This is a genomic window from Microbulbifer sp. Q7, assembly GCF_001639145.1.
In the GTDB taxonomy this organism is placed as follows: Bacteria; Pseudomonadota; Gammaproteobacteria; order Pseudomonadales; family Cellvibrionaceae; genus Microbulbifer.
Genome location: NZ_LROY01000002.1, coordinates 1,892,553 through 1,913,507 on the forward strand (window position 1 = coordinate 1,892,553; position 20,955 = coordinate 1,913,507).

General features: G+C 53.2%; 21 protein-coding genes. 7 read left to right on the forward strand and 14 right to left on the reverse strand.

Translation table 11 applies throughout. From position 1 onward, the window contains the following. Positions 1-36: 36 nt before the first annotated feature. The 8 genes from AU182_RS13595 to AU182_RS13625 form a co-directional block, all read right to left on the reverse strand. The gene (locus AU182_RS13595; RefSeq protein ID WP_066966259.1) at positions 37-693 is read right to left on the reverse strand and encodes a peroxiredoxin-like family protein; all 657 of its coding nucleotides are present in this window, start codon (positions 691-693) and stop codon (positions 37-39) included. Between the two features lie 228 nt (positions 694-921). Continuing rightward, positions 922-1,161 (reverse strand): YdcH family protein, encoded by a 240-nt coding sequence (locus AU182_RS13600; protein WP_066966262.1) that lies wholly within the window; start codon positions 1,159-1,161, stop codon positions 922-924. Positions 1,162-2,147: 986 nt separating this feature from the next. After that, positions 2,148-3,311: an MBOAT family O-acyltransferase gene (locus AU182_RS16320; protein ID WP_082859443.1), complete on the reverse strand. Its 1,164-nt coding sequence runs from the start codon at positions 3,309-3,311 to the stop codon at positions 2,148-2,150. Next, entirely contained in the window at positions 3,311-4,219 is a 909-nt protein-coding gene (locus AU182_RS13605; protein WP_066966265.1) for a sulfotransferase, read from the reverse strand. Before AU182_RS13605 ends, AU182_RS16320 begins: the two co-directional genes overlap by 1 nt. After that, positions 4,209-6,092 carry an AMP-binding protein gene (locus AU182_RS13610; protein WP_153039234.1) on the reverse strand — a complete coding sequence of 628 codons (1,884 nt, stop codon included), beginning with the start codon at positions 6,090-6,092 and terminating at the stop codon, positions 4,209-4,211. The genes AU182_RS13605 and AU182_RS13610 overlap by 11 nt, the downstream gene beginning before the upstream one ends. An 8-nt stretch (positions 6,093-6,100) precedes the next feature. Further along, positions 6,101-6,991, reverse strand: coding sequence for a hypothetical protein (locus AU182_RS13615; protein WP_066966270.1), 891 nt, complete (start codon positions 6,989-6,991; stop codon positions 6,101-6,103). A gap of 87 nt (positions 6,992-7,078) precedes the next feature. Further along, the gene (locus AU182_RS13620) at positions 7,079-8,143 is read right to left on the reverse strand and encodes a hypothetical protein (RefSeq protein WP_082859445.1); all 1,065 of its coding nucleotides are present in this window, start codon (positions 8,141-8,143) and stop codon (positions 7,079-7,081) included. 23 nt (positions 8,144-8,166) lie between these two features. Then, positions 8,167-8,640 carry a pilin gene (locus tag AU182_RS13625; protein ID WP_066966273.1) on the reverse strand — a complete coding sequence of 158 codons (474 nt, stop codon included), beginning with the start codon at positions 8,638-8,640 and terminating at the stop codon, positions 8,167-8,169. A gap of 510 nt (positions 8,641-9,150) precedes the next feature. Between AU182_RS13625 and pilB the strand changes: the two genes are divergently transcribed. The 7 genes from pilB to yacG all read left to right on the forward strand — a co-directional run bounded on the left by pilB (position 9,151) and on the right by yacG (position 14,454). Continuing rightward, positions 9,151-10,860, forward strand: a complete 1,710-nt coding sequence (pilB, locus tag AU182_RS13630; protein ID WP_066966276.1) for a type IV-A pilus assembly ATPase PilB — start codon at positions 9,151-9,153, stop codon at positions 10,858-10,860. Between the two features lie 34 nt (positions 10,861-10,894). After that, positions 10,895-12,112, forward strand: coding sequence for a type II secretion system F family protein (locus AU182_RS13635; protein WP_066966278.1), 1,218 nt, complete (start codon positions 10,895-10,897; stop codon positions 12,110-12,112). A 17-nt stretch (positions 12,113-12,129) separates the two neighbouring features. Continuing rightward, complete coding sequence (locus AU182_RS13640; protein WP_066966281.1) at positions 12,130-13,014, forward strand: A24 family peptidase; 885 nt, start codon at positions 12,130-12,132, stop codon at positions 13,012-13,014. Between the two features lie 96 nt (positions 13,015-13,110). After that, complete coding sequence (locus AU182_RS13645) at positions 13,111-13,311, forward strand: addiction module protein (RefSeq protein WP_066966284.1); 201 nt, start codon at positions 13,111-13,113, stop codon at positions 13,309-13,311. Beyond that, positions 13,311-13,607, forward strand: coding sequence for a type II toxin-antitoxin system RelE/ParE family toxin (locus AU182_RS16930; RefSeq protein ID WP_082859446.1), 297 nt, complete (start codon positions 13,311-13,313; stop codon positions 13,605-13,607). Before AU182_RS13645 ends, AU182_RS16930 begins: the two co-directional genes overlap by 1 nt. Before the next feature lie 15 nt (positions 13,608-13,622). Further along, positions 13,623-14,234 (forward strand): dephospho-CoA kinase, encoded by a 612-nt coding sequence (coaE, locus tag AU182_RS13650; RefSeq protein ID WP_066966287.1) that lies wholly within the window; start codon positions 13,623-13,625, stop codon positions 14,232-14,234. Between the two features lie 13 nt (positions 14,235-14,247). Then, on the forward strand, positions 14,248-14,454 hold the full coding sequence (gene yacG, locus AU182_RS13655) for a DNA gyrase inhibitor YacG (RefSeq protein ID WP_066966291.1): 207 nt from the start codon (positions 14,248-14,250) through the stop codon (positions 14,452-14,454). A gap of 14 nt (positions 14,455-14,468) precedes the next feature. Here the strand turns inward: yacG and AU182_RS13660 are convergent, their stop codons facing one another. The 6 genes from AU182_RS13660 to AU182_RS13685 form a co-directional block, all read right to left on the reverse strand. Beyond that, positions 14,469-14,969: a protein disulfide oxidoreductase gene (locus tag AU182_RS13660; RefSeq protein ID WP_066966295.1), complete on the reverse strand. Its 501-nt coding sequence runs from the start codon at positions 14,967-14,969 to the stop codon at positions 14,469-14,471. After that, on the reverse strand, positions 14,966-15,688 hold the full coding sequence (gene tsaA, locus AU182_RS13665) for a tRNA (N6-threonylcarbamoyladenosine(37)-N6)-methyltransferase TrmO (RefSeq protein WP_066966298.1): 723 nt from the start codon (positions 15,686-15,688) through the stop codon (positions 14,966-14,968). Before tsaA ends, AU182_RS13660 begins: the two co-directional genes overlap by 4 nt. A 116-nt stretch (positions 15,689-15,804) precedes the next feature. Next, entirely contained in the window at positions 15,805-17,262 is a 1,458-nt protein-coding gene (locus AU182_RS13670) for an NAD-dependent succinate-semialdehyde dehydrogenase (protein WP_066966301.1), read from the reverse strand. 228 nt (positions 17,263-17,490) lie between these two features. After that, the gene (gene der / locus AU182_RS13675) at positions 17,491-18,885 is read right to left on the reverse strand and encodes a ribosome biogenesis GTPase Der (RefSeq protein ID WP_066966304.1); all 1,395 of its coding nucleotides are present in this window, start codon (positions 18,883-18,885) and stop codon (positions 17,491-17,493) included. Positions 18,886-19,012: 127 nt separating this feature from the next. Then, on the reverse strand, positions 19,013-20,197 hold the full coding sequence (bamB, locus tag AU182_RS13680) for an outer membrane protein assembly factor BamB (protein WP_066966306.1): 1,185 nt from the start codon (positions 20,195-20,197) through the stop codon (positions 19,013-19,015). Beyond that, complete coding sequence (locus AU182_RS13685) at positions 20,194-20,931, reverse strand: tetratricopeptide repeat protein (protein WP_066966309.1); 738 nt, start codon at positions 20,929-20,931, stop codon at positions 20,194-20,196. The genes bamB and AU182_RS13685 overlap by 4 nt, the downstream gene beginning before the upstream one ends. Positions 20,932-20,955: the final 24 nt, after the last annotated feature.

Below are 20,955 nucleotides of genomic sequence, written 5' to 3' on the forward strand. Positions count from 1 at the left end.
CGGGCCGGAACCGACCCGCCAGAAAATCACGAACGATCAACGCGCATCCAGCATACCGAGCAGCTGATCCACACTTGGGCGGGTTTTGTAGTCTTGGGAAACATGCGCCCACGACACCGCGCCATCGGTATTCACCAGAAAGATACCCGGTGCCGCAACTTTGTGATGGTCCTTGCCAGACCAGTCCTCCAGCACGATACCGTAGGTCTTGTACTTCTCGGCGGTGGCATCGTCGATCTCCACCACCACATCAAACGCCTCATGGGCCTTGAGCTCAGGGTCAGACAGCACCGGGAACGGGATTTCATAGGTCGCCTTGGCCATGGCACTGGCATCGGGCTTGTCCACGCTGATCAGCACCGGCGTCACCCCGCGCTTCTCAAATTCCGGCCAGGCCTCCGCCAGTTGGCGAATCTGCACATTGCAATACGGGCACCAGCCTCCGCGGTAAAAAACCACCAGAATCAGCGCATCCGCTTTCAACAGGCTCTTTAGAGAGACGGTCTCCCCCTTGTGGGTCAGCACGGAAAAGTCCGCAGGCGTATCCCCCACCTTCAGACCCGCCTCCACTTTGCCGAGGTCGGCACTATTGGTTTCGGCGAGTTCAGGGAGCTTTTTGGGCAGGGCAATATCTTGGGCAACGGCGCCAAAGCACCAGAAAGTGAGGAAAACAGCAAGCAGAGTCAACTTCATCGAATGGAGTTCCTATTGGCATTATTGGAATCACTAAACAGGCGGAGAGCTTATCCCCTCCTGAGGTACAAGCTGCCAATCGCACTGCAATTACAGTGCACGACCCTACCCCCTCGCCGTGACAGAGGCAACCAGTAGTGACCACACCGACACTAACGAATGCGCTCTGCCCGCGCAGAGCGCTGGAGAAGGATCGGACAAACTGTACAGAATCCCTTCTACACCCGGTTAAGGCTGGTGCTGCTTGGCCTTCAGGTACAGCTGATCTTTCAAGCGCGCACGCTGGGTCTTCAGCTCTTTGAAATGATCATCATCCGTCGCAATCCCCCGCTCCTCCAGCCCACGGATAGCCTTGTCCAGCTTGTGGTAACTGTCGCGGTCGGTCTTGAACTGGATGCTGTCTTGAATAAGGTGACGGATACTGTCGGCGAGATCGGGGAATTCGGTTTCTAGGGTACGCATGGTCATTGGCTGGAGCTCCTCGTGGGTAGAAGGTGGGTGGAGAGTCACCTAACGATTCTAGTGTCGAAGTTCGCCCAAACCACAGGCCATACGACACGGCGAAATCCCGGTAAAGCCAGTCAGTTGACGCCCATGGATGACTCACGGTAGAAGTGACCAAAGATTCCCTCACACCACTCAACAAGTGCACAGGCGCTCTTGCAGACTCGATATTTAAATGGGAGGGCGCGGCATCCACCTGCCCACCAGCGGTTTCCGCATTTCAATCGGGTTTCAGTGGGCATAACGAGTAAGGAAGAGATGGCAACTGCCCGCATCAACCACAGTCGCCTTACACCGGCCACGAAAAAGCGGGCCGTCACCGCGCTAAGCGATTGAACCGCTGGGTAAAGCCGCCGTTAATGTGCGTATTGCGCGAAAGAGATTGCCTTTCAGGGCATGAATTAACAGGTGCTAGGGTTGCCCATCAGGCAATAGGCGTGCGCCTGAATGCCGAATCACTGATGTGCCTCCGCGAGCGGCGTTAAGAAAAGCGGTGTAACAATCCAAACCGAGGAACGTCTTTTGACGAGTCAAGCCGCGATTCATCACGTGATACCGGGTTCCAGTGTATCCCAGTCGTAATGGTCTGCTCATAGACCAAAATCAAACTGGAATGTTGTTATGTCAAAATTTGACCCCTAGCCCTATTCTACTGTTTCTCATACATCATATACGTAAGTACGTGGAGCCAATGCAACCTAAAAACTGACACAAATGAAAGAAGCAGAAAATTGGCGGTCATTTGCAGAATCAAACTACCTCATCAAATAGACAAAGCTCGACTTATATGAATAAATGAATTTGCTATAAGTTACCGTATTTAAACTCTGCGTCAAATACAGTTGAAAAAACAAAGATCGAGCAAATCAAAAAGCAAAACCAAATCGCAACTATTACTCCTGCGAGCCATGAGGGAAAAAATCTCAACAGCAAAGCATACAAGTACATGCCTATCCTTTTCCGATGAAGAGCAACTTAACAACATTGACCATGGATGTGATACTTGACTGCTTAACTAGCAAAAAGCCCAGCCAGACAAAATGTAATGTTAACGCCAGACTAAGTCCATAAGCCAACCAAGACGGCACCAAGGAAAACATATTCGGAGTGGATTTACTTAGCCGCCTAAAATACTGCCAAACAATGATTCCTAACCAGTGATATAATGCCCATGCTAGATAACGCGGCGACAATTCATGCCACATGCCAATTACAACTAGTGACGCGAGAACACCGACTTTGGGACTTCGAGAACGAGCCATTACATACTTATATACATAATCTCGACTCCAACTAGTAAGAGATATATGCCACTTTCGCCAAAATTCAGATATGTTACTTGCGAGATATGGTGCATCGAAGTTCTCTCCTACTCGGTAGCCAAGCATGGCTGAGAAAGCAATGGCAATATCGGAAAAGCCCGAAAAAAGCAGATAGAGAGTCAAACCCTCTCTAACCAATTCAAAATATTGCCAAAGTTGTGTTCCTTCGCCTATGTTAGTAGCTGTCCAATATGGCCAATATGACTGCAAGAAAAACCCACAAATAATAACTACTTTCACATAACCATAAACTGCGCGCTCAACACCTCTTGAAAATAATCCCCCATCCCATCGATGTCGACGATTCTCTTTTCCAAACTCATCAAATCGATTAATCGGGCCCACCCAGAGTGTCGGCAGAAAAAACAAGTACGAAACCAGGAGACGTATATCAACAACCCCGACATTCCCACGAGCCCGCTCCAGAATAAGATGAATACACCTCAGGGAATAAAAAGATATTCCCAGAGGAATCACCCCATTCCCAACCAAATCACCTTCGGTACTACGCTCTATCGCTAAAATCTTAAAACCAACTAAAACACTTAAGATCAAGCCGATTGAAAACTTAATCCTAGCTGGACTAGGCCGATCTTTTGAGACTGCCAAATAACTAATCAGAGTAAAAACAATCAGAACACCACAGGAGTATGGCGATACAGAATAGAGAAAAAACAGGGAAACCGCTGCAAGCATCCAACCACGAAAACCAGTCGGAATCACCCAGAAGCCGACAAGTGTCGGTATAATCCACGCCAGCCAATCGAGAGAAACAAAATTGAACTCGCCCATCAATAATTCTTTTTCTGCATCTGCACAGCCAGCCCACTCAGATATCGCCTGCGAAGTTGGTCTTGACTAACCGCTCTGTGCGGCAATGCCTCGTAGCCACATACCTCCAGTAAGGGATTGAGCATTGGCGCCAAATCCGAAACTAACGGCGATGGAAGCGATTTCCAGCGCCCTTTGCTATTGGAGTGAATTTTGCTTTCACCATAGGTTTTATGGTCACTAAAACCAAGTACATCAGACCTATCTAGTGCGGACTGAAGCATATCGGGAGAGAAACTTTCACCCACTTGCGCAAATGCTGCCGCAAGGGTGTCCGCAGGATCACCCACCAGATCCTCGTATCTTAGTATCAGACTGTTCTTTGCCTGCCGTTCCCCCAAAACCATGAGGGATTTAGTTGTATCCGCCCAAGAGTGTGCAAATGCTTCAATGGGCCGAGGGAACTGCTTAATGTACGAGTACATTGGGCTTGGGTATACACCAGCTGCGGAGCAGAATTCTACTGAACTGGCGGCGACATCTAGAGGATGACGAATAATGCCAAGATAAAATACAGAGTCGCCAAATATTCGTTCTAGAGTGTCGGCGTGAAAAATATCAAATGCTGTTTTTTCTGCCCAACGTCGCTTTCCTTGACTCCGGGCAAAAGTATCCAAAAAGCCGAATGTAAGCTCTCTTAGCTTTAAATGAACCTCATCTTCCTTGAAGCCGGCAAAACTCAGACCTGAAAGCACACCCAAATCGACTCCATCAGCCGTAATGTCTGCTTCTAGAAAGCGGGCACATGCCCCCAACAAATGAGTTTCAGGTGGCGACGCAAACTCTGGGTGAGCATCAAAGATCCTACGCAGTAAGGTTGTTCCAGATCGAGGATGCCCCAGGATTACGACCCCCTTTTTAGTATTCATCTGAAACCAGCTCCTCCTGCTGCATGCGCAGAGAAAGTAGTGTGATCAGATCTCCCAAACAACTGATACCTACCACTTCGCGAGCTTCAATCACTATGTTAAATTCCTGTTCAACCTCCATAACCAACTCAAGAAAGGCTAGAGAATCCCACGCAGCAAGGTTTTCCGGGCTGCTGTTCATACTTAATGTAGAAGCGGAAACATGGAACACAGATGCAGCCGTATTCAAAACTCGTATTGCTAAGTCTTTCCCTTCGGATCTGCTACCACAATCTACCCCTGATACTTCTTGTCTAACTCTATTTTTTAGCGCAGGTAAATCAACCTTTCCGGAAGGTCCGTAGGGAAGCTCATTCAATAGCAATATTTGATTCGGAACTTTCTCTCGCGCAAGACTTGTACGACAGTAATCAAATAGCGCATTGGTACTCAGCGTACCTTCTCGAGCAATAACGCACGTAATTACTCTTTCGCCCAACAACTGATCCGGCATCCCAATTGTCTCCGCAGCGGCGACGCCAGGATACCTCCTAACAACCTCAGAAACCTCCTCTGGAATTACATTTATACCAGCTCTAATAACAACATTTTTAAGTCGCCCAACAATAGAAACGAACCCTTCCGCGTCCTTGACTGCTAAATCGCCAGTTCGGAGCCATCCATCTCGAAAGACTGCATTAGTAGCATCAGTGTCATTGAAATAACCCGACATAACAATATCTCCACGAACACAGAGCTCCCCAGAAACTCCACTGGGCACTTCTTGGCCTGAGTCGTCGAAAATCTGTACTTCGCACCCCACGGCTTTCCCGATAGTTCCAACCTTTCTCGAACCATCATCTGGCCCGCAATAAGTTGCCTCGCATACGGTCTCAGTCAAACCATAGCAATTGACAATTCGCGCTCCGAAGCGGGCCTCAAACCGACGCCACAGATCTGAGTCAAGGGGACCAGCAGTCGATTCAATAAACAGAAACTCATCAGACGAAAAGCTGTCATCGTACTCAGGCGGCATGCGCTCAATCATAGCCAGCACTGTCGGCACCGTGATCAGGTGGGAGGCTCTTTCCCTAAAAATCGTATCTAGCACCCCCCCGAGAGTCTGCATTTCTACGGATTTCGGGGTCAACCAGGTATACCCAATAGCACAAGCAAGTAGTGGCCCTTGATTCAAGCCATCTGTGTGGTGCAGGGGCAGATGATTAAGCACCCTGGAATCACCCGAAAGGCCAAATTGAATTCGCATTGTCTCTATCTGCGCATTGAGGTTTGCATGGCTCAGCTGAACCCCTTTTGGCTTCGATGTCGTACCAGATGTAAACAGAATCAAGGCTAGAGTTTCGTCTGGAAATTTTCGGACGTCCGAAATAACGACCTCAGATTCAAGACATTCAGGGAAACACCTCCCATCATCAGAAGTACGTTTACTTCCAATTCGAAGTCCAAAGAAGCTTTTTTTCGAGGGCTGATTAATAGGTATAGTGACCGCCTGCGACTCTGGACTCTGGATCTTGCCCGCCAACTCAAAAGTAGGCCTGTCGAGGAAAACCAAACGACTCTGGCTTTTCTCCAACAAGTAGTTTAGTTCCGCCGCAGATGCTTCCGGGTCAATAACCACGGCAGTCATGCCCTCCATCAGACATGACAGGTAAATAGTTGCTACAGATTCACGATCGGCGCTTACAATCGCCACGCGGTCACCGATCGACAGCTCCCGCTTCCGTAATAGCGACCTAGTTTTACCAACGTTTTCGAAAAGCTTTCCATATGTAAGCTTTCGACCATCACAAACTAGAAAATCCTTCCTCGCTGAAACCGAGGCAATCGACTGATTAATCTGATTTACTAGCCGAGTTCCCATACTATCTAACATCACCTGCCTCACGACTTTCGGACCTGACGGTTAATTTCGCTGGCCAAGAAGGTCACGAGCCACTCGCTATAGAGTTTGCGCCCACTTTGATTCATATGTACGACATCACAATATTGGCCATTAACAAACTCGCGGGATGTACTCCCAACCCTCACCGCTAAAGTGCTATTTGCACGGGGAACAAGGCCCTGCCCACGCGGAGAAATCGGAATAGACACCCCACGGACATTAACCCCCTGTAAGGCTGCCTTCTTCAAAAACTCCACTAAACCCGGAGCAATATCTCCATCCTTTCCATAGCGTGCCCACTTAAGGAAGTGACGCGTTCGCTGCTCCACGGTTTCATTGGTTGAAAGTGCATCACAGCTAACTTCAGTCTGCTGCTTAGCTTGATCCGCTTGTCGCCCTAAAAAAGCTGAAAAATATTTAGATTTAATGTACTTCCGAGAGAAAAACCAGTGTCCGTAAATTGATCGCCTCTTAGTAAATAAATCCTCCTGAATCACAACTAAATCTGGCTGCAACTGAAGGATCTTCTCGGAAAGCACTGTAAAGTTGCCGAAAACTGCAACATCCTTGACAATACGCAGTATCGAAACTGGACGCCCCAGTTCATTGGCAAGGTGAGAGCTCAACTCTTCTTCCGAAACGGTGGAATAACGTAAGCGAGAGTCACCTATCATTACAACGAATAGTTTTTCCAATGAAGGTTGATCTATCACCGAGGATATCCGCTGCAAATTGTATTCAGCAAACTCTCTATCAGATGGATTGACAACCCACACTTTCAGATAAAAAGTCCATACAGGGAGTATCATAAAAAAAACACACAAGCACCACACCGAAAGTGGAAGCGCCTGCGGCCTAACCCTTTCTTTAAAAGATATTTCCAAGGCCATGAGTCATCGTAAAGTAAATATTGCGGTTATTCTCAGCAAAAGGACTGCACTCTATTCTCACCCACTCTATTCAGGGCAGAGCCTGGATTAAACATCCAGCCGAAGCCTCTCCTGAATAATCGGCCGTCGTAACTTCCACACTCGGCCATCCACTACGTAATGATGGAAATTGATTACCGCATAGACTGTTGCCATCCATAAGGCCACCTGACTCGCACTAGCTTGATAAATCAAAAAGTCGATTAACTTATACAACAAAGTCGAAACAAGCAAAAAGAACAGAAAGTAGATTGGCCAACGACTTTTTCTACTCAAATAATATAGCAGGCGAGTAAAGGGCCCATCTCCCCTAGAACTGGATCGACTGTTATAAAGCCAGACAAATGCTAGATACTGGGCGTTGTGCCAAATATTTATCACCAGCCAGCCATAAGTAAATTCGTCAATGTACACATAAGCACACATATAGATAAGGAAATGGGAAAACACATATCCAAAGAAAAACTTAATATGCTCTAACGGAGCCTTCAAACGGAAGATATTTATAACCCAAATAAAAATAGCGACAAAACCCAAGACTAAAACCAAAAATCTAACCAATTCGCCCACATGAGGAACCCAGTAAGGCTGCCCCAAAAAAGTACCCCCTTGCCTTGAGCACATCCAAAAGAAACAACAAAAAGAAGCCAGATAAAATAAGCTCCTATTAAACCGATCAAAACAAATAGACTTCGATTGAGACTTGGACGCAATAGCTCGAGAAATTCCATCACTCTGTCGAGTATAGTGAAACCATTGCCAATATAAATAAATCGTAAATATGGCTATTGGCCCAACGGCAAAATACACCGTGAATACAAATATGCCAATAAGGATGGGAACCTTTATAAGTAAGGCTCGCGTTTCGCTACCACTGACGCTTTCGAATCGAGTGTAAGTCGCAATAACATGGTGATACCCCAGCACCCATAAGTTGGCTACAAATATCAGCTCAAACCACTCATTAAATGTCGATGCAAATAGTCCAATATGCAATGCCGCCATCGGAATCCCAAGCACAAACAACCAGTTTCCAACTGACGAATTAAATATTCCCTGATTATGCATTTTCACCTCAATAAAAAAAGCCGCTATTTCAAGCGGCTTTTCCATTACTCGAACTGGTCGAACTTGACTTACGGAGCAGGGGCAGAACCACCTGCAGCGGCAGCGGCAGTACGGCAGTTAGCCGGCACGTGCTTAGCAAGACCTGCAGCCAAATTACAAGCCCATACAATCGGGGACTCTGCGGTAGCTTGGGTAGGAGTGAAAGTCACTTGGGGCTCAGTTGTGGCACCGGTGCCCTGAGTGCCGCCCATGGTTACAGAGATAGCACCACCATCGGCGATCGCAATATCCGCAACATAGTCAGTGCCGCCTGCAGGGAAAGTATATCCAGTAGCAGCCTCAGTAACGTTAGCCAAGCCACCGATTGAAGCGGCTGTTTCAGCGACTGCAGTTTTGGCTTCTGCGGCCAGAGCTACACCTTCAGCAACCTTCGCACGAATGGTGTAGTCCTGGTAAGCAGGCAGAGCAACTGCAGCCAAGATACAAACGATCGCAACCACGATCATCAATTCAATAAGAGTGAAACCCTGTTGTTTCTTCATTTGTAACCGTCTCCATACAGACTGTTGTTGTTAGGTGAAATCCCGTCAGGAAGTCGCCGATTACAATACCGGCAATGTGGCAAAACGCGCAAGCACGAAACCCCCAAAAAGACATCGCGTTCGACGGAATTCATGCCACAGAAGCACAATATACGTACAATTAATCTAAATTTTGTACAGACTATCGGGCTTGGTGACAGAATTTGTCAGGTATTACCAGCTACTAGGGTTTCTGGTCATGAGATATTTTCCTCCTTTTACCTTGAAGAGTAAATTTTTGTACTGCAGGCGAGGTGGAATTCAGGGCTGGACTTCAAAATTGGACCTTGCTGCTAGGAAGATATGCAGTTCACAAGTTCCATAAACGCCCCATCAGGGTCATTGGCTGGCATCAGGTTATTCGTTATATTGACACCACTCTGGACAGTCAAAAATTCTTTACTGACAGCACTTTAAGAACAAGTTTTAAACAAAGATAACATCCTCGCATACTTACAGTAACGGTCTCCCATGAGCAGCACTCCCTTGAGCGGCCTAGCCAAGCGGCTGGTTTCCGACAATGCCATTGATGAATCAACGGCGCAATCGGCCGTCAAAGCAGCCAAACGCGAGGGGCAAACTTTTGCTCAGCACGCGGTGGAGGCCAAGCTGATCAAGAGTCGAGAGCTGGCCAATATCGCCTCCGTTGCTTTCGGCACCCCCCTATTTGACCTCTCCAGCTACAACTTTGAATTGCTTCCTAGAGATGTCGTCGACGAAAAACTGATCAGCAAGCATTTCGCGCTGCCGCTGTACAAACGCGGCAATCGCTTGTTTGTAGCTGTAGCAGACCCAACCAACCTCGCCGGGCTTGATGAGATCAATTTCAACACAGGGCTCAATACCGATGCTGTGCTGGTAGAAGCTGATAAGCTCGCAAAGGCGATCGAAAGCTATCTATCCAATGGCGGCGATATCGGCGGCCTGGAAGGGCTGGATGATGAAGACCTGGATAGCCTCGATGTAGAGGGAGGGGAATCCAAGCGAGATGACGACAGCGAACCCGGTGGCGACGAGGCACCAGTCGTTCGTTTTGTGAACAAGGTGCTGCTGGACGCTATCCGCACCGGTGCTTCAGACATCCATTTCGAACCCTACGAAAAGCTGTATCGAGTTCGTCTTCGCACCGATGGCGTGCTACATGAAGTAGCCCGGCCTCCGATCCAGCTGGCGACCCGGATCTCTGCCCGCCTGAAGGTGATGTCCAAGATGGATATCTCCGAGCGCCGGGTGCCCCAAGACGGCCGCATCAAGATGAAGCTGTCCAAGACCAAGGCCATCGATTTTCGGGTAAACAGCCTGCCTACCCTGTGGGGCGAAAAGATCGTTCTGCGGATTCTGGATCCCTCCTCTGCCAAGCTGGGCATCGATGCTCTGGGTTACGAGGAGGAGCAGAAGAAGATCTATATGGATGCGCTGGCCCAGCCGCAGGGCATGATTCTGGTTACCGGGCCTACCGGCTCCGGCAAAACCGTCTCCCTGTATACCGGACTGAATATCCTGAATACTGCAGAGCGCAATATTTCTACTGCGGAGGATCCGGTGGAGATCAACCTGGAGGGTATCAACCAGGTCAACGTCTCTAATAAGGTAGGGCTGAACTTCGCTGAGGCACTGCGCTCCTTCCTGCGACAGGACCCGGATATTGTGATGGTGGGGGAAATCCGGGACCTGGAAACGGCCGAAATTGCGATCAAAGCCGCGCAAACTGGCCACTTAGTGCTCTCTACCCTGCACACCAACTCCGCCCCTGAAACCCTGACGCGCTTGATGAATATGGGGGTCCCTACTTTCAATATTGCCACTTCGGTCAGCGTGATTATCGCCCAGCGCCTTGCGCGGCGGCTGTGCGGAGAGTGTAAAAAGCCCGCACAGTTACCGGAAGAGGTCCTGAAGGAAGAGGGCTTTGATGCGGTGACCATCCCCCAAGAGCAGTGGAAAATATATCAACCAGTAGGCTGCGAGCACTGCTCTAATGGATACAAAGGGCGTGTGGGTGTGTATGAAGTGGTTCGCATCACTGATGGAATTTCGCGCATTATAATGGAGGGAGGCAACTCCATTCAGATTGCAGATCAGGCGAGAAAAGAGGGCTTCAACAATTTGCGCACTTCAGCGTTGCGCAAGGTGGTGATGGGGGTTACCAGCCTGGAAGAAGCCAACCGCGTCACCAACGATTAAATCAGTCTAACGATAAGAAATCAGGATTAATGACATGGCCAAAGCCGCCGCTACCGCAGTTGCCTATATCTATAAGGGCGTAGATGCCAAGGGCAACAAGGTTGAGGGAGAAGTCAACAGCACCAACCCAGCCTTGATCAAAGCCCAATTGCGTCGCCAAGGCATCATTGCCAACAAGGTACAAAAAAAGCCCAAGCCGCTGTTTGGCGGCAATAAAAGGGTCAAGCCAGGTGATATTGCCATTTTTACTCGGCAGATGGCTACGATGATGAGGGCTGGTGTGCCACTGGTGCAAAGCTTCGAGATCGTCGCAGACGGATTAGACAATGAGGGACTCAAGGAGCTGATTTTCAAGATTCGTGACGATGTTGCCTCGGGCACGGCGTTTGCGGACGCTCTACGCAAATATCCCCTTTACTTCGACAACCTGTTCTGCAATCTGGTTGCATCCGGAGAGCAGTCCGGCGCATTGGAAACCATGCTGGATAGGATTGCCACCTATAAGGAAAAAACCGAATCGCTAAAAGCCAAGATCAAGAAGGCCATGACTTACCCCATTGCGGTTTTGGTTGTAGCTGTTGTTGTAACAGCCATCCTTCTAGTAAAAGTAGTGCCGCAATTTGCGCAGACTTTCTCCAGTTTCGGTGCCGACTTACCAGCATTTACGCTTTTTGTTCTCAGTATCTCCGAGTGGATGCAGGCAAACTGGCTTATTGCTTTTGTCGGAATCGTTGTAGTGGTAGGTGGCACACTGGAGATAAAAAAACGCAACAAAAATGTCGCCAACTTCTTCGACAGACTGATGTTACGATTACCAGTGCTTGGGCAGATAACATACAACTCCATCGCCGCTCGCTACGCGCGAACCTTGTCGACAACGTTTGCCGCCGGTGTACCACTGATCGATGCGTTGAAGTCGGTAGCCGGCGCCACTGGTAATGTCGTGTACGAGGAAGCCACCCTAAAAATTCGTGACTCCGTAGCGACTGGTATCCCTCTGAATGGCGCCATGCGTGCATCTGGCCTCTATCCAACCATGCTGGTACAGATGGCAGCCATCGGCGAGGAGTCTGGTGCACTGGACGAAATGCTCGGCAAGGCCGCAGACTTCTATGAAGAGGCTGTCGATAATATGGTCGATAACCTTACTACCCTGATGGAGCCAATGATCATGGCGGTGCTTGGCATTCTCGTCGGTGGCCTGATGATCGCCATGTACCTCCCCATCTTCCAGCTCGGCCAGGTGGTCTAACCGACAAGAACGGAAAAATGTCCGAATATTTAATTTCTAATCAAGCGCTGCTAACAAGCAGCGCTTTTATTTTAGGCCTGCTCATCGGCAGCTTCCTCAACGTGGTCATCCACCGCCTGCCCATCATGATGGAACTGGAATACCAGCGGGATTTTTACAGTTACTTTGAGAAAACGCCTTCCGCCGAAGACCAGAAAGCGCTGGCGCAAACCTATAATCTGGTGCTGCCCCACTCTCATTGCCCCAAGTGCGAGACAGAGATCAAGCCCTGGCAGAACATCCCTGTGGTCAGCTACCTGCTGCTGCGGGGTAAATGCGGAAACTGCGATGCCCCCATATCCAAACGCTACCCGCTGGTGGAACTCGCTACCGGTATTCTTACCGCTGTTGTGGTGTGGCAGCTGGGCTTTACCTGGCAGGCGCTGGCGGGGGTGTTGTTTACCTGGGCGTTGATTGCGCTTACCGGGATTGATTTCGACAAGCAGCTGCTACCCGACAACATCACCCTGCCCCTGCTGTGGGCCGGCCTGCTGATCAACCTGTGGGGCGTGTTTGTGCCACTGCAGGATGCGGTAATCGGCGCGATCGCCGGCTATCTGGCGCTGTGGAGTGTGTTTCATATCTTCAAGCTGGTAACCGGCAAGGAAGGTATGGGGGCGGGAGACTTCAAGATTCTCGCCGCTATCGGTGCCTGGTTTGGCTGGCAGGTACTGCCGCTGGTGATTCTGCTCTCCGCGGCAGTGGGTGCGCTGGTGGGTATTCTGTGGACGCTGATTTCCGGGCGGGACAAGAACCTGCCCATCGCCTTCGGCCCCTATCTCGCCGGTGCCGCCTGGATCGCCATGCTGTGGGGCGAGCAGATCATGGGGTGGTATTTTCGGGTTTCCGGGCTAAGCACTTAGCCAAATGGCTCTGAGACCTGATGTACAATGACGGTTAGGGTAAGGTGGCTAAACGGTATATAATTTGTCCAGCCATACTGGCGTGCGGAGAATTCTATGGAAATTCAACAACTTAGCGTTAGCGAGCGTATCGTACTAGCTCAGGAGCTGTGGGAAAGTGTGCTTGCCGAACAAAACAAAATTGAATTGAGCCAAGCCCAAAGAGATGTGCTCGATGCCCGGCTCGCCGCTTACGAAGTAGATAGTAACCCAGGCTCAGATTGGGACTCTGTCAAAGCTCGTATTACTCGAAAGTAATGGCATATTCGCTTTATATCCGCCCTGATGCTGAAGCGGATTTAGCTAGCGCGTACGAGTTTTATGAAGAATGCCGCGACGGCTTAGGGTCGGATTTCCTACTTTGTGTTGAGGAAGGGTTTTCTAGGATTCAACATAACCCAGAGTCATATCCGTGCGTACACAAAGACATACGGCGCCTTCTTATCCACCGCTTCCCCTACAGCATTTTCTATACTCCTCGTGGTTCACGCTTGATTGTGCTCGCCGTACTCCATTGCGCTAGGGCTCCTGCAACCTTGAAAGCTCGCACTTAAAGGGTGAGCGCACCAATGTTTATTATTGGCCTAACCGGGGGTATCGGCAGTGGCAAATCCGCCGCAGCAGCGCGCTTTCGGCACCATGGCGTTAACGTGGTGGATGCGGATCAGGCCGCACGGGTGGTGGTTGAACCGGGCCGACCGGCGCTGGATGCGATTGCACAGCACTTTGGAACGGGCGTGATTCTGCCGGAAGGTGGGCTCAACCGGGCGGCACTGCGCACACTGGTATTTGATAATCCCGAAGAACGACGCTGGCTGGAACAGCTGACTCACCCGCTGATCCGGGAGGAAATTATTTCCTCTTTGGCCGCGAGCGCGGAAACCCATTCTGCCCGCTACGCAATCCTCGAATCCCCTCTGCTACTGGAGACCAACCAGTCCGAGCTTGTACAGCGTGTGTGCGTTGTGGACATCCCGGAGGAGCTTCAGCTTGCCCGAGCGCGCGCGCGGGATGCCAATTCCGTGGATCAGATCCGCAAGATCATGGCCGCACAACTGCCCCGCGCGGAGCGGTGTGCAAAGGCCGACGATATTCTGGATAATAGCGGCTCGCTGGAGTTTCTTAATGCGCAAGTGGACGCGCTTCACCAGAAATACGTGCAACTGGCCACGCAAACCTGATAGCTGTTTATTTATGTCTGACCGCCCTACTGTCGCCTGCCCCACCTGTAAAAAACCAATCGAGTGGACCCCGGAAAACCGCCACCGCCCGTTCTGCTGTGAGCGTTGCAAGCTCATCGACCTGGGCGAGTGGGCCAGTGAGGGGCACAAGATTCCGGGGCAGCCGGTCTTTGACGATGTGATGAGCGAAGACCTGGACCCCACCAAGACCCGCCACTGATCCGCCACTGACCCTTATCGGTCAGCCAGCCACAGCCGCGCTTTCAGTCCCCACTTAGACGTCATCCCTGACGTGACCGCACTCACCTTGCCCTCGGTATCCACAATCGCGATCGAGGGGGTTACCTGCAGGCCCCAACTATTACTGAGTGCGCCGGACGGGTCGTTGATGGTGCGGAACTTCAGACTGTGTTGTTGCTGATAGGTGGCCACCTCTTCCGGGGTGCCGGATTGCAGGGCGATGGTGATGACCTGGTGCTCGCTGGCCAAGTCGGAAACTGCCGGGGACACCACGCGGCAATACCCACACCAGGTGGCCCAGAAGTAAATCAGTACCGGGCCTTGCTGGGTCATTTTCTGCAGACTGACGGGCAGGCCGTTGATGTCCGGGGCCAGCAGTTCCGGCGCCTGCCCCTTGGGCATATTGCGGCTGTGGTACCAGGACACAGAACTGACGATGATGGCCGCCAGCACGACAAATTTTGCCAGAGACCAGACGGCACTTTTTATCTTCATTTTTCTTCTCCAGTCGTCTCTCTTTCATTAGGCAGCGGGCTCAACCCCACCACCTGTATTGCGCCGTCCTGATAACGCCACTGCAAGTTAAACCCGCACAGCGCCATACCGTAAATCCGTTGTGGATCGGGCTGCTGGTAGGCGGGCTTTGGATCCTGCGCGAGCACCTGTGTAATCAACGCCGCGAGATCGGTGCCCCAGTCGTCGCGGTAGCCCTGAGCAGTCTGCGTGATTGCCTGGGGAATATGCACGGTAGTGGCCGGTGGCGCGGACTCGGCCAGCTCACTGACCGCATCGGGAACGCTATCGGCGTAGGGAATGTAGGGTTTGATATCGAGAATCGGCGTGCCCTGTAACAGGTCGGCACCGGCAACGATTAACTCTACCTTGGGGTGCGTGCGCACTTCGATCAGGCGCACCACTGACAGGCCGATATTATTGGGGCGAAATGGCGAGCGGGTGGCGAATACGCCGAGTTTTTTATTGCCGCCAAGGCGCGGCGGGCGCACCTTGGGTGACCACTGGCCGGCGACCTGGTGGAATTGCCAGGTGAGCCACAGGTGACTGTGCTGTTCGAGCCCGCTGACTGCTTCCGGGTCATCATACGGCGGCAGCAGTTCGATGGCCGCGCGGCTGGCATCCGCCAGCAGGGGCTGCCGGGGGATGCCGAACTTTTCGGTGAAGCAGGAATGGGTAGTGGCGATTGGGGTTATCTGCATGTCTCTTGTGTAGATACGCTGCGCTTATCTTCCCTACGAAAGTGTCTTATACGAAAGTGCCGTATACGAAAGTGCCGTATTTGTAGGGGGGATAAGCGTAGCGCATCCACCAATGATCAGATGCCACCCATGCACAGGTATTTGATTTCCAGATAATCGTCCAGGCCGTACTTGGATCCTTCGCGGCCGCTCCCGGATTCTTTGATACCACCGAAGGGGGCCATTTCATTGGAAATGATGCCCTCGTTGATACCCACCATACCGTACTCCAGGCCCTCGGCCACGCGCCAGATACGGCCGATATCACGGGAGTAGAAATAGGAGGCCAGGCCGAACTCGGTGTCGTTGGCCATGCGGATGGCTTCTTCTTCGCTGGAGAATTTGTACAGCGGTGCGACGGGGCCGAAAATTTCTTCCTTGAACAGCTTCATGGTGTCGTCCACGCCGGACAGCACCGTGGGGGTATAGAAGCACTCACCCATGTCGCTGGGGCCACCGTCGTTCAGGTTTTTCGCCCCTTTACTCACGGCGTCTTCCACCAGCGCTTTCACATCCTCTACCGCACCGGCATTGATCATGGGGCCGACGTCCACGCCCTCTTCGGTGCCATCCCCCATTTTCAGGGCGCTGACCGCGTCGGTAAACTTCTTGGCAAATTCTTCGTACACACCTTCCTGCACAAAGATGCGGTTGGCGCATACACAGGTTTGCCCGGCGTTGCGGTATTTGCAGATGATGGCGCCCTTCACGGCTTCGTCGAGGTCGGCATCGTCGAACACGATAAACGGCGCGTTGCCACCAAGTTCCATGGAGGTTTTCTTGATGGTCTCGGCGCACTGGGCCTGCAGTTTTTTGCCCACAGCGGTGGAGCCGGTAAAGGTAAATTTACGCACCAGCGGGTTGCCGGTCATCTCGGCGCCAATTTCCCGAGAGCTTTTACCGGCAACGACGTTGAAGACTCCTTTGGGAACGCCCGCTTTTTCCGCGAGCACGGCCAGTGCCAGGGCGGACAGCGGGGTTTCCGAGGCGGGCTTGGCCACGAAGGTACAGCCTGCGGCCAGCGCCGGGGCAACTTTGCGCGCAATCATCGCGCTGGGGAAATTCCACGGGGTAATGGAGGCGGTGACGCCCACCGGCTGCTTCACCACAACAATACGCTTGTCTTTGCTGGGTGGTGCGATGACGTCGCCGTAGGCACGCTTGGCTTCTTCGCTAAACCATTCGAGGTAGTTGGCGCCGTAGGTGATTTCGGTTTTGGCTTCGCTGAGTGGTTTGCCCTGCTCGACGGTGAGGATGGCGGCGAGGTCGTCGACGTTGTCGATAATCAGGTTGTACCAGTCGCGCAGGATTTTCGCGCGCTGTTTTACCGTGAGGTCGCGCCAGGCGGGCCAGGCTTCGTTGGCGGCTTCGATAGCGCGGCGGGTTTCATCGGCGCCACAGGAGGCGATGGTGGCGACGACCTTGCCATTGGCCGGATTGATGACGTCAAGGGTGTTGCCGGAATCGGCATCAACCCACTGCCCATTGATATAGGACTGTTTGCGTAGGAGATCGGGGTTTTTAAGGTTTATCACGGGGGCTCCTTGTGCGTTGGTTCGCGTGCTGGCAGGGTCCTACAGTTGGTGGATGCGCTTTGCTTATCCACCCTACGGGTTGGGTAGTTTAGTTTTTGTAGGGTGGATAAGCCGAGGGCGCATCCACCATTGAGTTCCCGCAAGTTTAGTCTTGCGCAAAATTCTTTGCCCTTAGCTAAAGGGTATTGCGGCGCCCCGCTGCTATTTCAACCCGCTTCAACCGATCGGTTATTTTTTCTTCTTCACGAACTTCATCAGGCGGCGCTTCTTGGCCTTCTGGCGGTCGCTGAGTTTATTTTTCTTGCCCGCATAGGGGTTGTCACCGGTACGGAATTCAATTTTTACCGGGGTGCCGTGCAGATCCAAAGCCTTGCGGTAGGTCTTCTCCAGATAGCGCGTGTAGTGATTGGGCACCTGCGTGGTCTGGTTGCCGTGAATCACAATCACCGGAGGGTTCTGACCACCGGCGTGCGCGTAGCGCAGCTTGATACGGTGACCGTTGACCAGCGGCGGTTGGTGCTCACTCACCGCCCACTGCAGAATTCGCGTAAGGTGGTTGGTGGAGAGCTTGTCGGTGGCAGACTGGTAAGCGTCTTCGATGGACTTGTACAGGTTGCCCACGCCGGTGCCGTGAAGCGCGGAAATAAAGTGAATATCCGCAAAGTCCACGAAGCGCAGACGGCGTTCCAGTTCGGTTTTCACGAAGTCGCGGTGGTCCGGGTCGAGGCCGTCCCATTTGTTGAGGGCGACCACCAGTGCGCGGCCGGCCTGGATCACACTGCCCATGAGATGCATGTCCTGGTCCACCAGACCTTCACTGGCGTCGATCACCAGCACCACCACATTGGCGTCTTCCACCGCCTGCAGGGTTTTGACGATGGAGAACTTCTCCACCGATTCCTTGACGTTTTTACGGCGGCGAATACCGGCGGTGTCGATGATGGTGTAGGGCTTTTCGTCGCGGGTGTAGTTGATATACACGCTGTCACGGGTGGTGCCGGGCTGGTCGAAGACCACTACGCGGTCTTCCCCCAGCAGGCGGTTTACCAAGGTGGACTTGCCCACGTTGGGGCGCCCGACGATACCGATCTTGATGCCGGTGGCCTCTTCCTCCGCTTCATCTTCCGCGGGTTCCGGCAGACCTTCAACCAGCCGCTCCATCAGCGCGCGCACACCGCGGCCGTGGGTGGCGGTAGTGGGAAACAGCTCGCCAATCCCGAGTTCGTAGAAGGGTGCCAGGGCGATATCCGGGTTAACGCCGTCTACCTTGTTGGCCACCAGGATGGTGGGTTTGGAGCGGGTGCGCAGGCGCTCGGCAATCATGTCGTCCGCGGGGGTGAGGCCGGCGCGGCAGTCCACCAGAAACAGGACGAAGTCCGCTTCCTCAATGGCCTGCATGGATTGCTGGGCCATGGCGGCATCGATGCCTTCTTCGTCGCCGCTGATACCACCGGTGTCCACCAGGATCATTTTGTGGCCTTCGAACTCCGCCTCGCCATACTTGCGGTCGCGGGTAAGGCCGGCGTAGTTGGCCACGAGGGCGTCGCGGCTTTTGGTAAGCCGGTTAAACAGGGTGGATTTACCCACATTGGGGCGCCCTACCAGGGCAATTACAGGCAACATAATCGGATCTTCTCGGGGCAAAACGGTTTTGCCAGAAATACGAACGCCCGCAGGAGTGCGGGCGGTTCAGGTTCGCCTGCAAGCAGGCGCCTCAGGCGGGTTCGAAAACCCGCCAAAAACTTGGGGTCTAGCGCTCCAGGCGCAGTGCCACCAGCTCGCCGTCGTCCGACAGGGCAAACAGCAGGTCGGCATCCGCGAGCAGCGGAATACGCACCGGGTCGCGATCAATGCGGGTTCGCCCCACAAAGCGGCCGGAGGACGGATCCAGCGCGTGGATGTATCCCTCCAGGTCGCCAACCACCACCACATCGCCGAAATAGGCGGGGCCACTCAACTCGCGGCGCAGCAATTCACTGTTGGTCCATTGCACCTGCCCATTACCCACATTGTAGGCGTGGACACTGCCATCGGCGCCGCTCAGGAAGACCTGGCCGGCACCCACGGCCACACCGTGGTTGGTTGAGGCGTCACGCGCCCACAGGCCGCGGCCGTCATCCCGCGACAGGGCGACTGCACGCCCCTGGTAGCTGGCGGCGAATACCAGCTCGCCGCGCACCAGCGGCGTGCCGTCGACATCCACCACGCGATCCAGCTCGGCAGTGCCCTGCGGGATGGCTACGCGCTGCTCCCAACGGGTGAGGCCATCGGACACGCTCAGTGCAATCACCTTGCCGTTATCCAGGCCGGCAAACACCATGCCGGCGGAAATCACCGGGCTGGCGGTGCCGCGCAGGGTCAGCACCGGCAACGCGGTGTTGTGGCGCCACTGTTGCTCGCCGGAATTGGCATCCAGGCCCAGCAGTTTGCCGTCGACCGTCTGTACCACCACCATGCCGGACCCTACCGCCGGGGTGGCGACGACTTCACCACCCAGCTGACTGGTCCAGAGCTGGCTGCCATCCTGCAGGCTGAGGGCGACAATACGGCCACGGTAATCCGCCACCACGGCCATACCCAGGCCGACGCCGACACCGCCACTGATGGACTGGTCGATATCCACTTTCCACAGGCGCTTACCGCTGGCGCGATCAAACGCGAATACATTGCCCTCACTGTTGGCGGCAATTACCTTGCCGTCGATGATGCCGGGCTTGAGCATCGCGTAGCGCAGGGCATCGATGTCACCGATATTCTGCGACCACGCTTCACGCAGCTGGACGGTTTCGGTGATCTCCGTGAGTTTTACCGGATCCGTATCTTCCTTTTCATCGTTGGAAGCGCAGGCACTGATGACCGCGGCCAGGGCCACGGCGGCCACCCGGTTCAGCACCTTGCCCGCACTCGCGCGCACGCCTGTGTAAGTCCCTATCATTGCGCGTCTTTCTCCGTTGCTGCTTCGCTATCCACTTCGGCTTCCCCGGCATCGTCGGCGCTTTCGCCTTCGGCCTTAGGCGCTTCACCCAGCCCTTCAATTTTCAGGTCCAGCAAGCGGGAACCGGCCGCTTGCTCCGGGAGCAGCTGCGCGCGGGCTTCCTGGTATGCGGCGCGGGCGGCGTCTTTGTCGCCCTGCTGCAGCAGGATGTCACCGCGGGTTTCCGCGTACAGCGCGGCAAAGGCCGGCGGCACACTACCCTGCACCAGTTCCAGCGCTTCCTTGGTCTCACCGCGTGCGGCCTTGACCGACGCCAGGCGACGCTTGGCGACGAGTTTGAGGGCATCGTCGTTGCTGTTATCCAGCACCCACTGCAGCTCCTTCGCCGCAGCTTCGAGATCGTTCTTTTCGACCGCCATGGCGGCCAGCTGCAGCGACGCCTGGGCGGCGTAGATGCGCTTGTTGTAGTCGTCTTTCAGTTCGCGCGCCAAGGACTGGGCGGTGGTGAGCTGCTTGTTATCCGGCTTGCCTTCATTGGCGGATACCGCCTCGACAAAGCCCTGATAAACGTTGGAGGCCGCTTCGGCGTCGCCGCGCTCCTTCGCCTGCCACCACTGCCAGCCGAAGTAACCGGCCAGCGCCAGCACGATACCGGTGACGATGCCGGTGCCGTTTTCTTTCCACCAGCGCTTGAGCGACTCAATCTGTTCTTCTTCGGTCAAATGGTCAGCCATTTCTTATTCGCCTTATTCTCTAAA

Excerpts from the sequence above, each read along its gene's own strand:
- AU182_RS13595 (WP_066966259.1), bottom strand. The coding sequence starts at position 693 with ATGAAGTTGACTCTGCTTGCTGTTTTCCTCACTTTCTGGTGCTTTGGC.
- AU182_RS13600 (WP_066966262.1), bottom strand. The coding sequence starts at position 1,161 with ATGACCATGCGTACCCTAGAAACCGAATTCCCCGATCTCGCCGACAGT.
- AU182_RS16320 (WP_082859443.1), bottom strand. The coding sequence starts at position 3,311 with ATGGGCGAGTTCAATTTTGTTTCTCTCGATTGGCTGGCGTGGATTATA.
- AU182_RS13605 (WP_066966265.1), bottom strand. The coding sequence starts at position 4,219 with ATGAATACTAAAAAGGGGGTCGTAATCCTGGGGCATCCTCGATCTGGA.
- AU182_RS13610 (WP_153039234.1), bottom strand. The coding sequence starts at position 6,092 with ATGTTAGATAGTATGGGAACTCGGCTAGTAAATCAGATTAATCAGTCG.
- AU182_RS13615 (WP_066966270.1), bottom strand. The coding sequence starts at position 6,991 with ATGGCCTTGGAAATATCTTTTAAAGAAAGGGTTAGGCCGCAGGCGCTT.
- AU182_RS13620 (WP_082859445.1), bottom strand. The coding sequence starts at position 8,143 with ATGGAAAAGCCGCTTGAAATAGCGGCTTTTTTTATTGAGGTGAAAATG.
- AU182_RS13625 (WP_066966273.1), bottom strand. The coding sequence starts at position 8,640 with ATGAAGAAACAACAGGGTTTCACTCTTATTGAATTGATGATCGTGGTT.
- pilB (WP_066966276.1), top strand. The coding sequence starts at position 9,151 with ATGAGCAGCACTCCCTTGAGCGGCCTAGCCAAGCGGCTGGTTTCCGAC.
- AU182_RS13635 (WP_066966278.1), top strand. The coding sequence starts at position 10,895 with ATGGCCAAAGCCGCCGCTACCGCAGTTGCCTATATCTATAAGGGCGTA.
- AU182_RS13640 (WP_066966281.1), top strand. The coding sequence starts at position 12,130 with ATGTCCGAATATTTAATTTCTAATCAAGCGCTGCTAACAAGCAGCGCT.
- AU182_RS13645 (WP_066966284.1), top strand. The coding sequence starts at position 13,111 with ATGGAAATTCAACAACTTAGCGTTAGCGAGCGTATCGTACTAGCTCAG.
- AU182_RS16930 (WP_082859446.1), top strand. The coding sequence starts at position 13,311 with ATGGCATATTCGCTTTATATCCGCCCTGATGCTGAAGCGGATTTAGCT.
- coaE (WP_066966287.1), top strand. The coding sequence starts at position 13,623 with ATGTTTATTATTGGCCTAACCGGGGGTATCGGCAGTGGCAAATCCGCC.
- yacG (WP_066966291.1), top strand. The coding sequence starts at position 14,248 with ATGTCTGACCGCCCTACTGTCGCCTGCCCCACCTGTAAAAAACCAATC.
- AU182_RS13660 (WP_066966295.1), bottom strand. The coding sequence starts at position 14,969 with ATGAAGATAAAAAGTGCCGTCTGGTCTCTGGCAAAATTTGTCGTGCTG.
- tsaA (WP_066966298.1), bottom strand. The coding sequence starts at position 15,688 with ATGCAGATAACCCCAATCGCCACTACCCATTCCTGCTTCACCGAAAAG.
- der (WP_066966304.1), bottom strand. The coding sequence starts at position 18,885 with ATGTTGCCTGTAATTGCCCTGGTAGGGCGCCCCAATGTGGGTAAATCC.
- bamB (WP_066966306.1), bottom strand. The coding sequence starts at position 20,197 with ATGATAGGGACTTACACAGGCGTGCGCGCGAGTGCGGGCAAGGTGCTG.
- AU182_RS13685 (WP_066966309.1), bottom strand. The coding sequence starts at position 20,931 with ATGGCTGACCATTTGACCGAAGAAGAACAGATTGAGTCGCTCAAGCGC.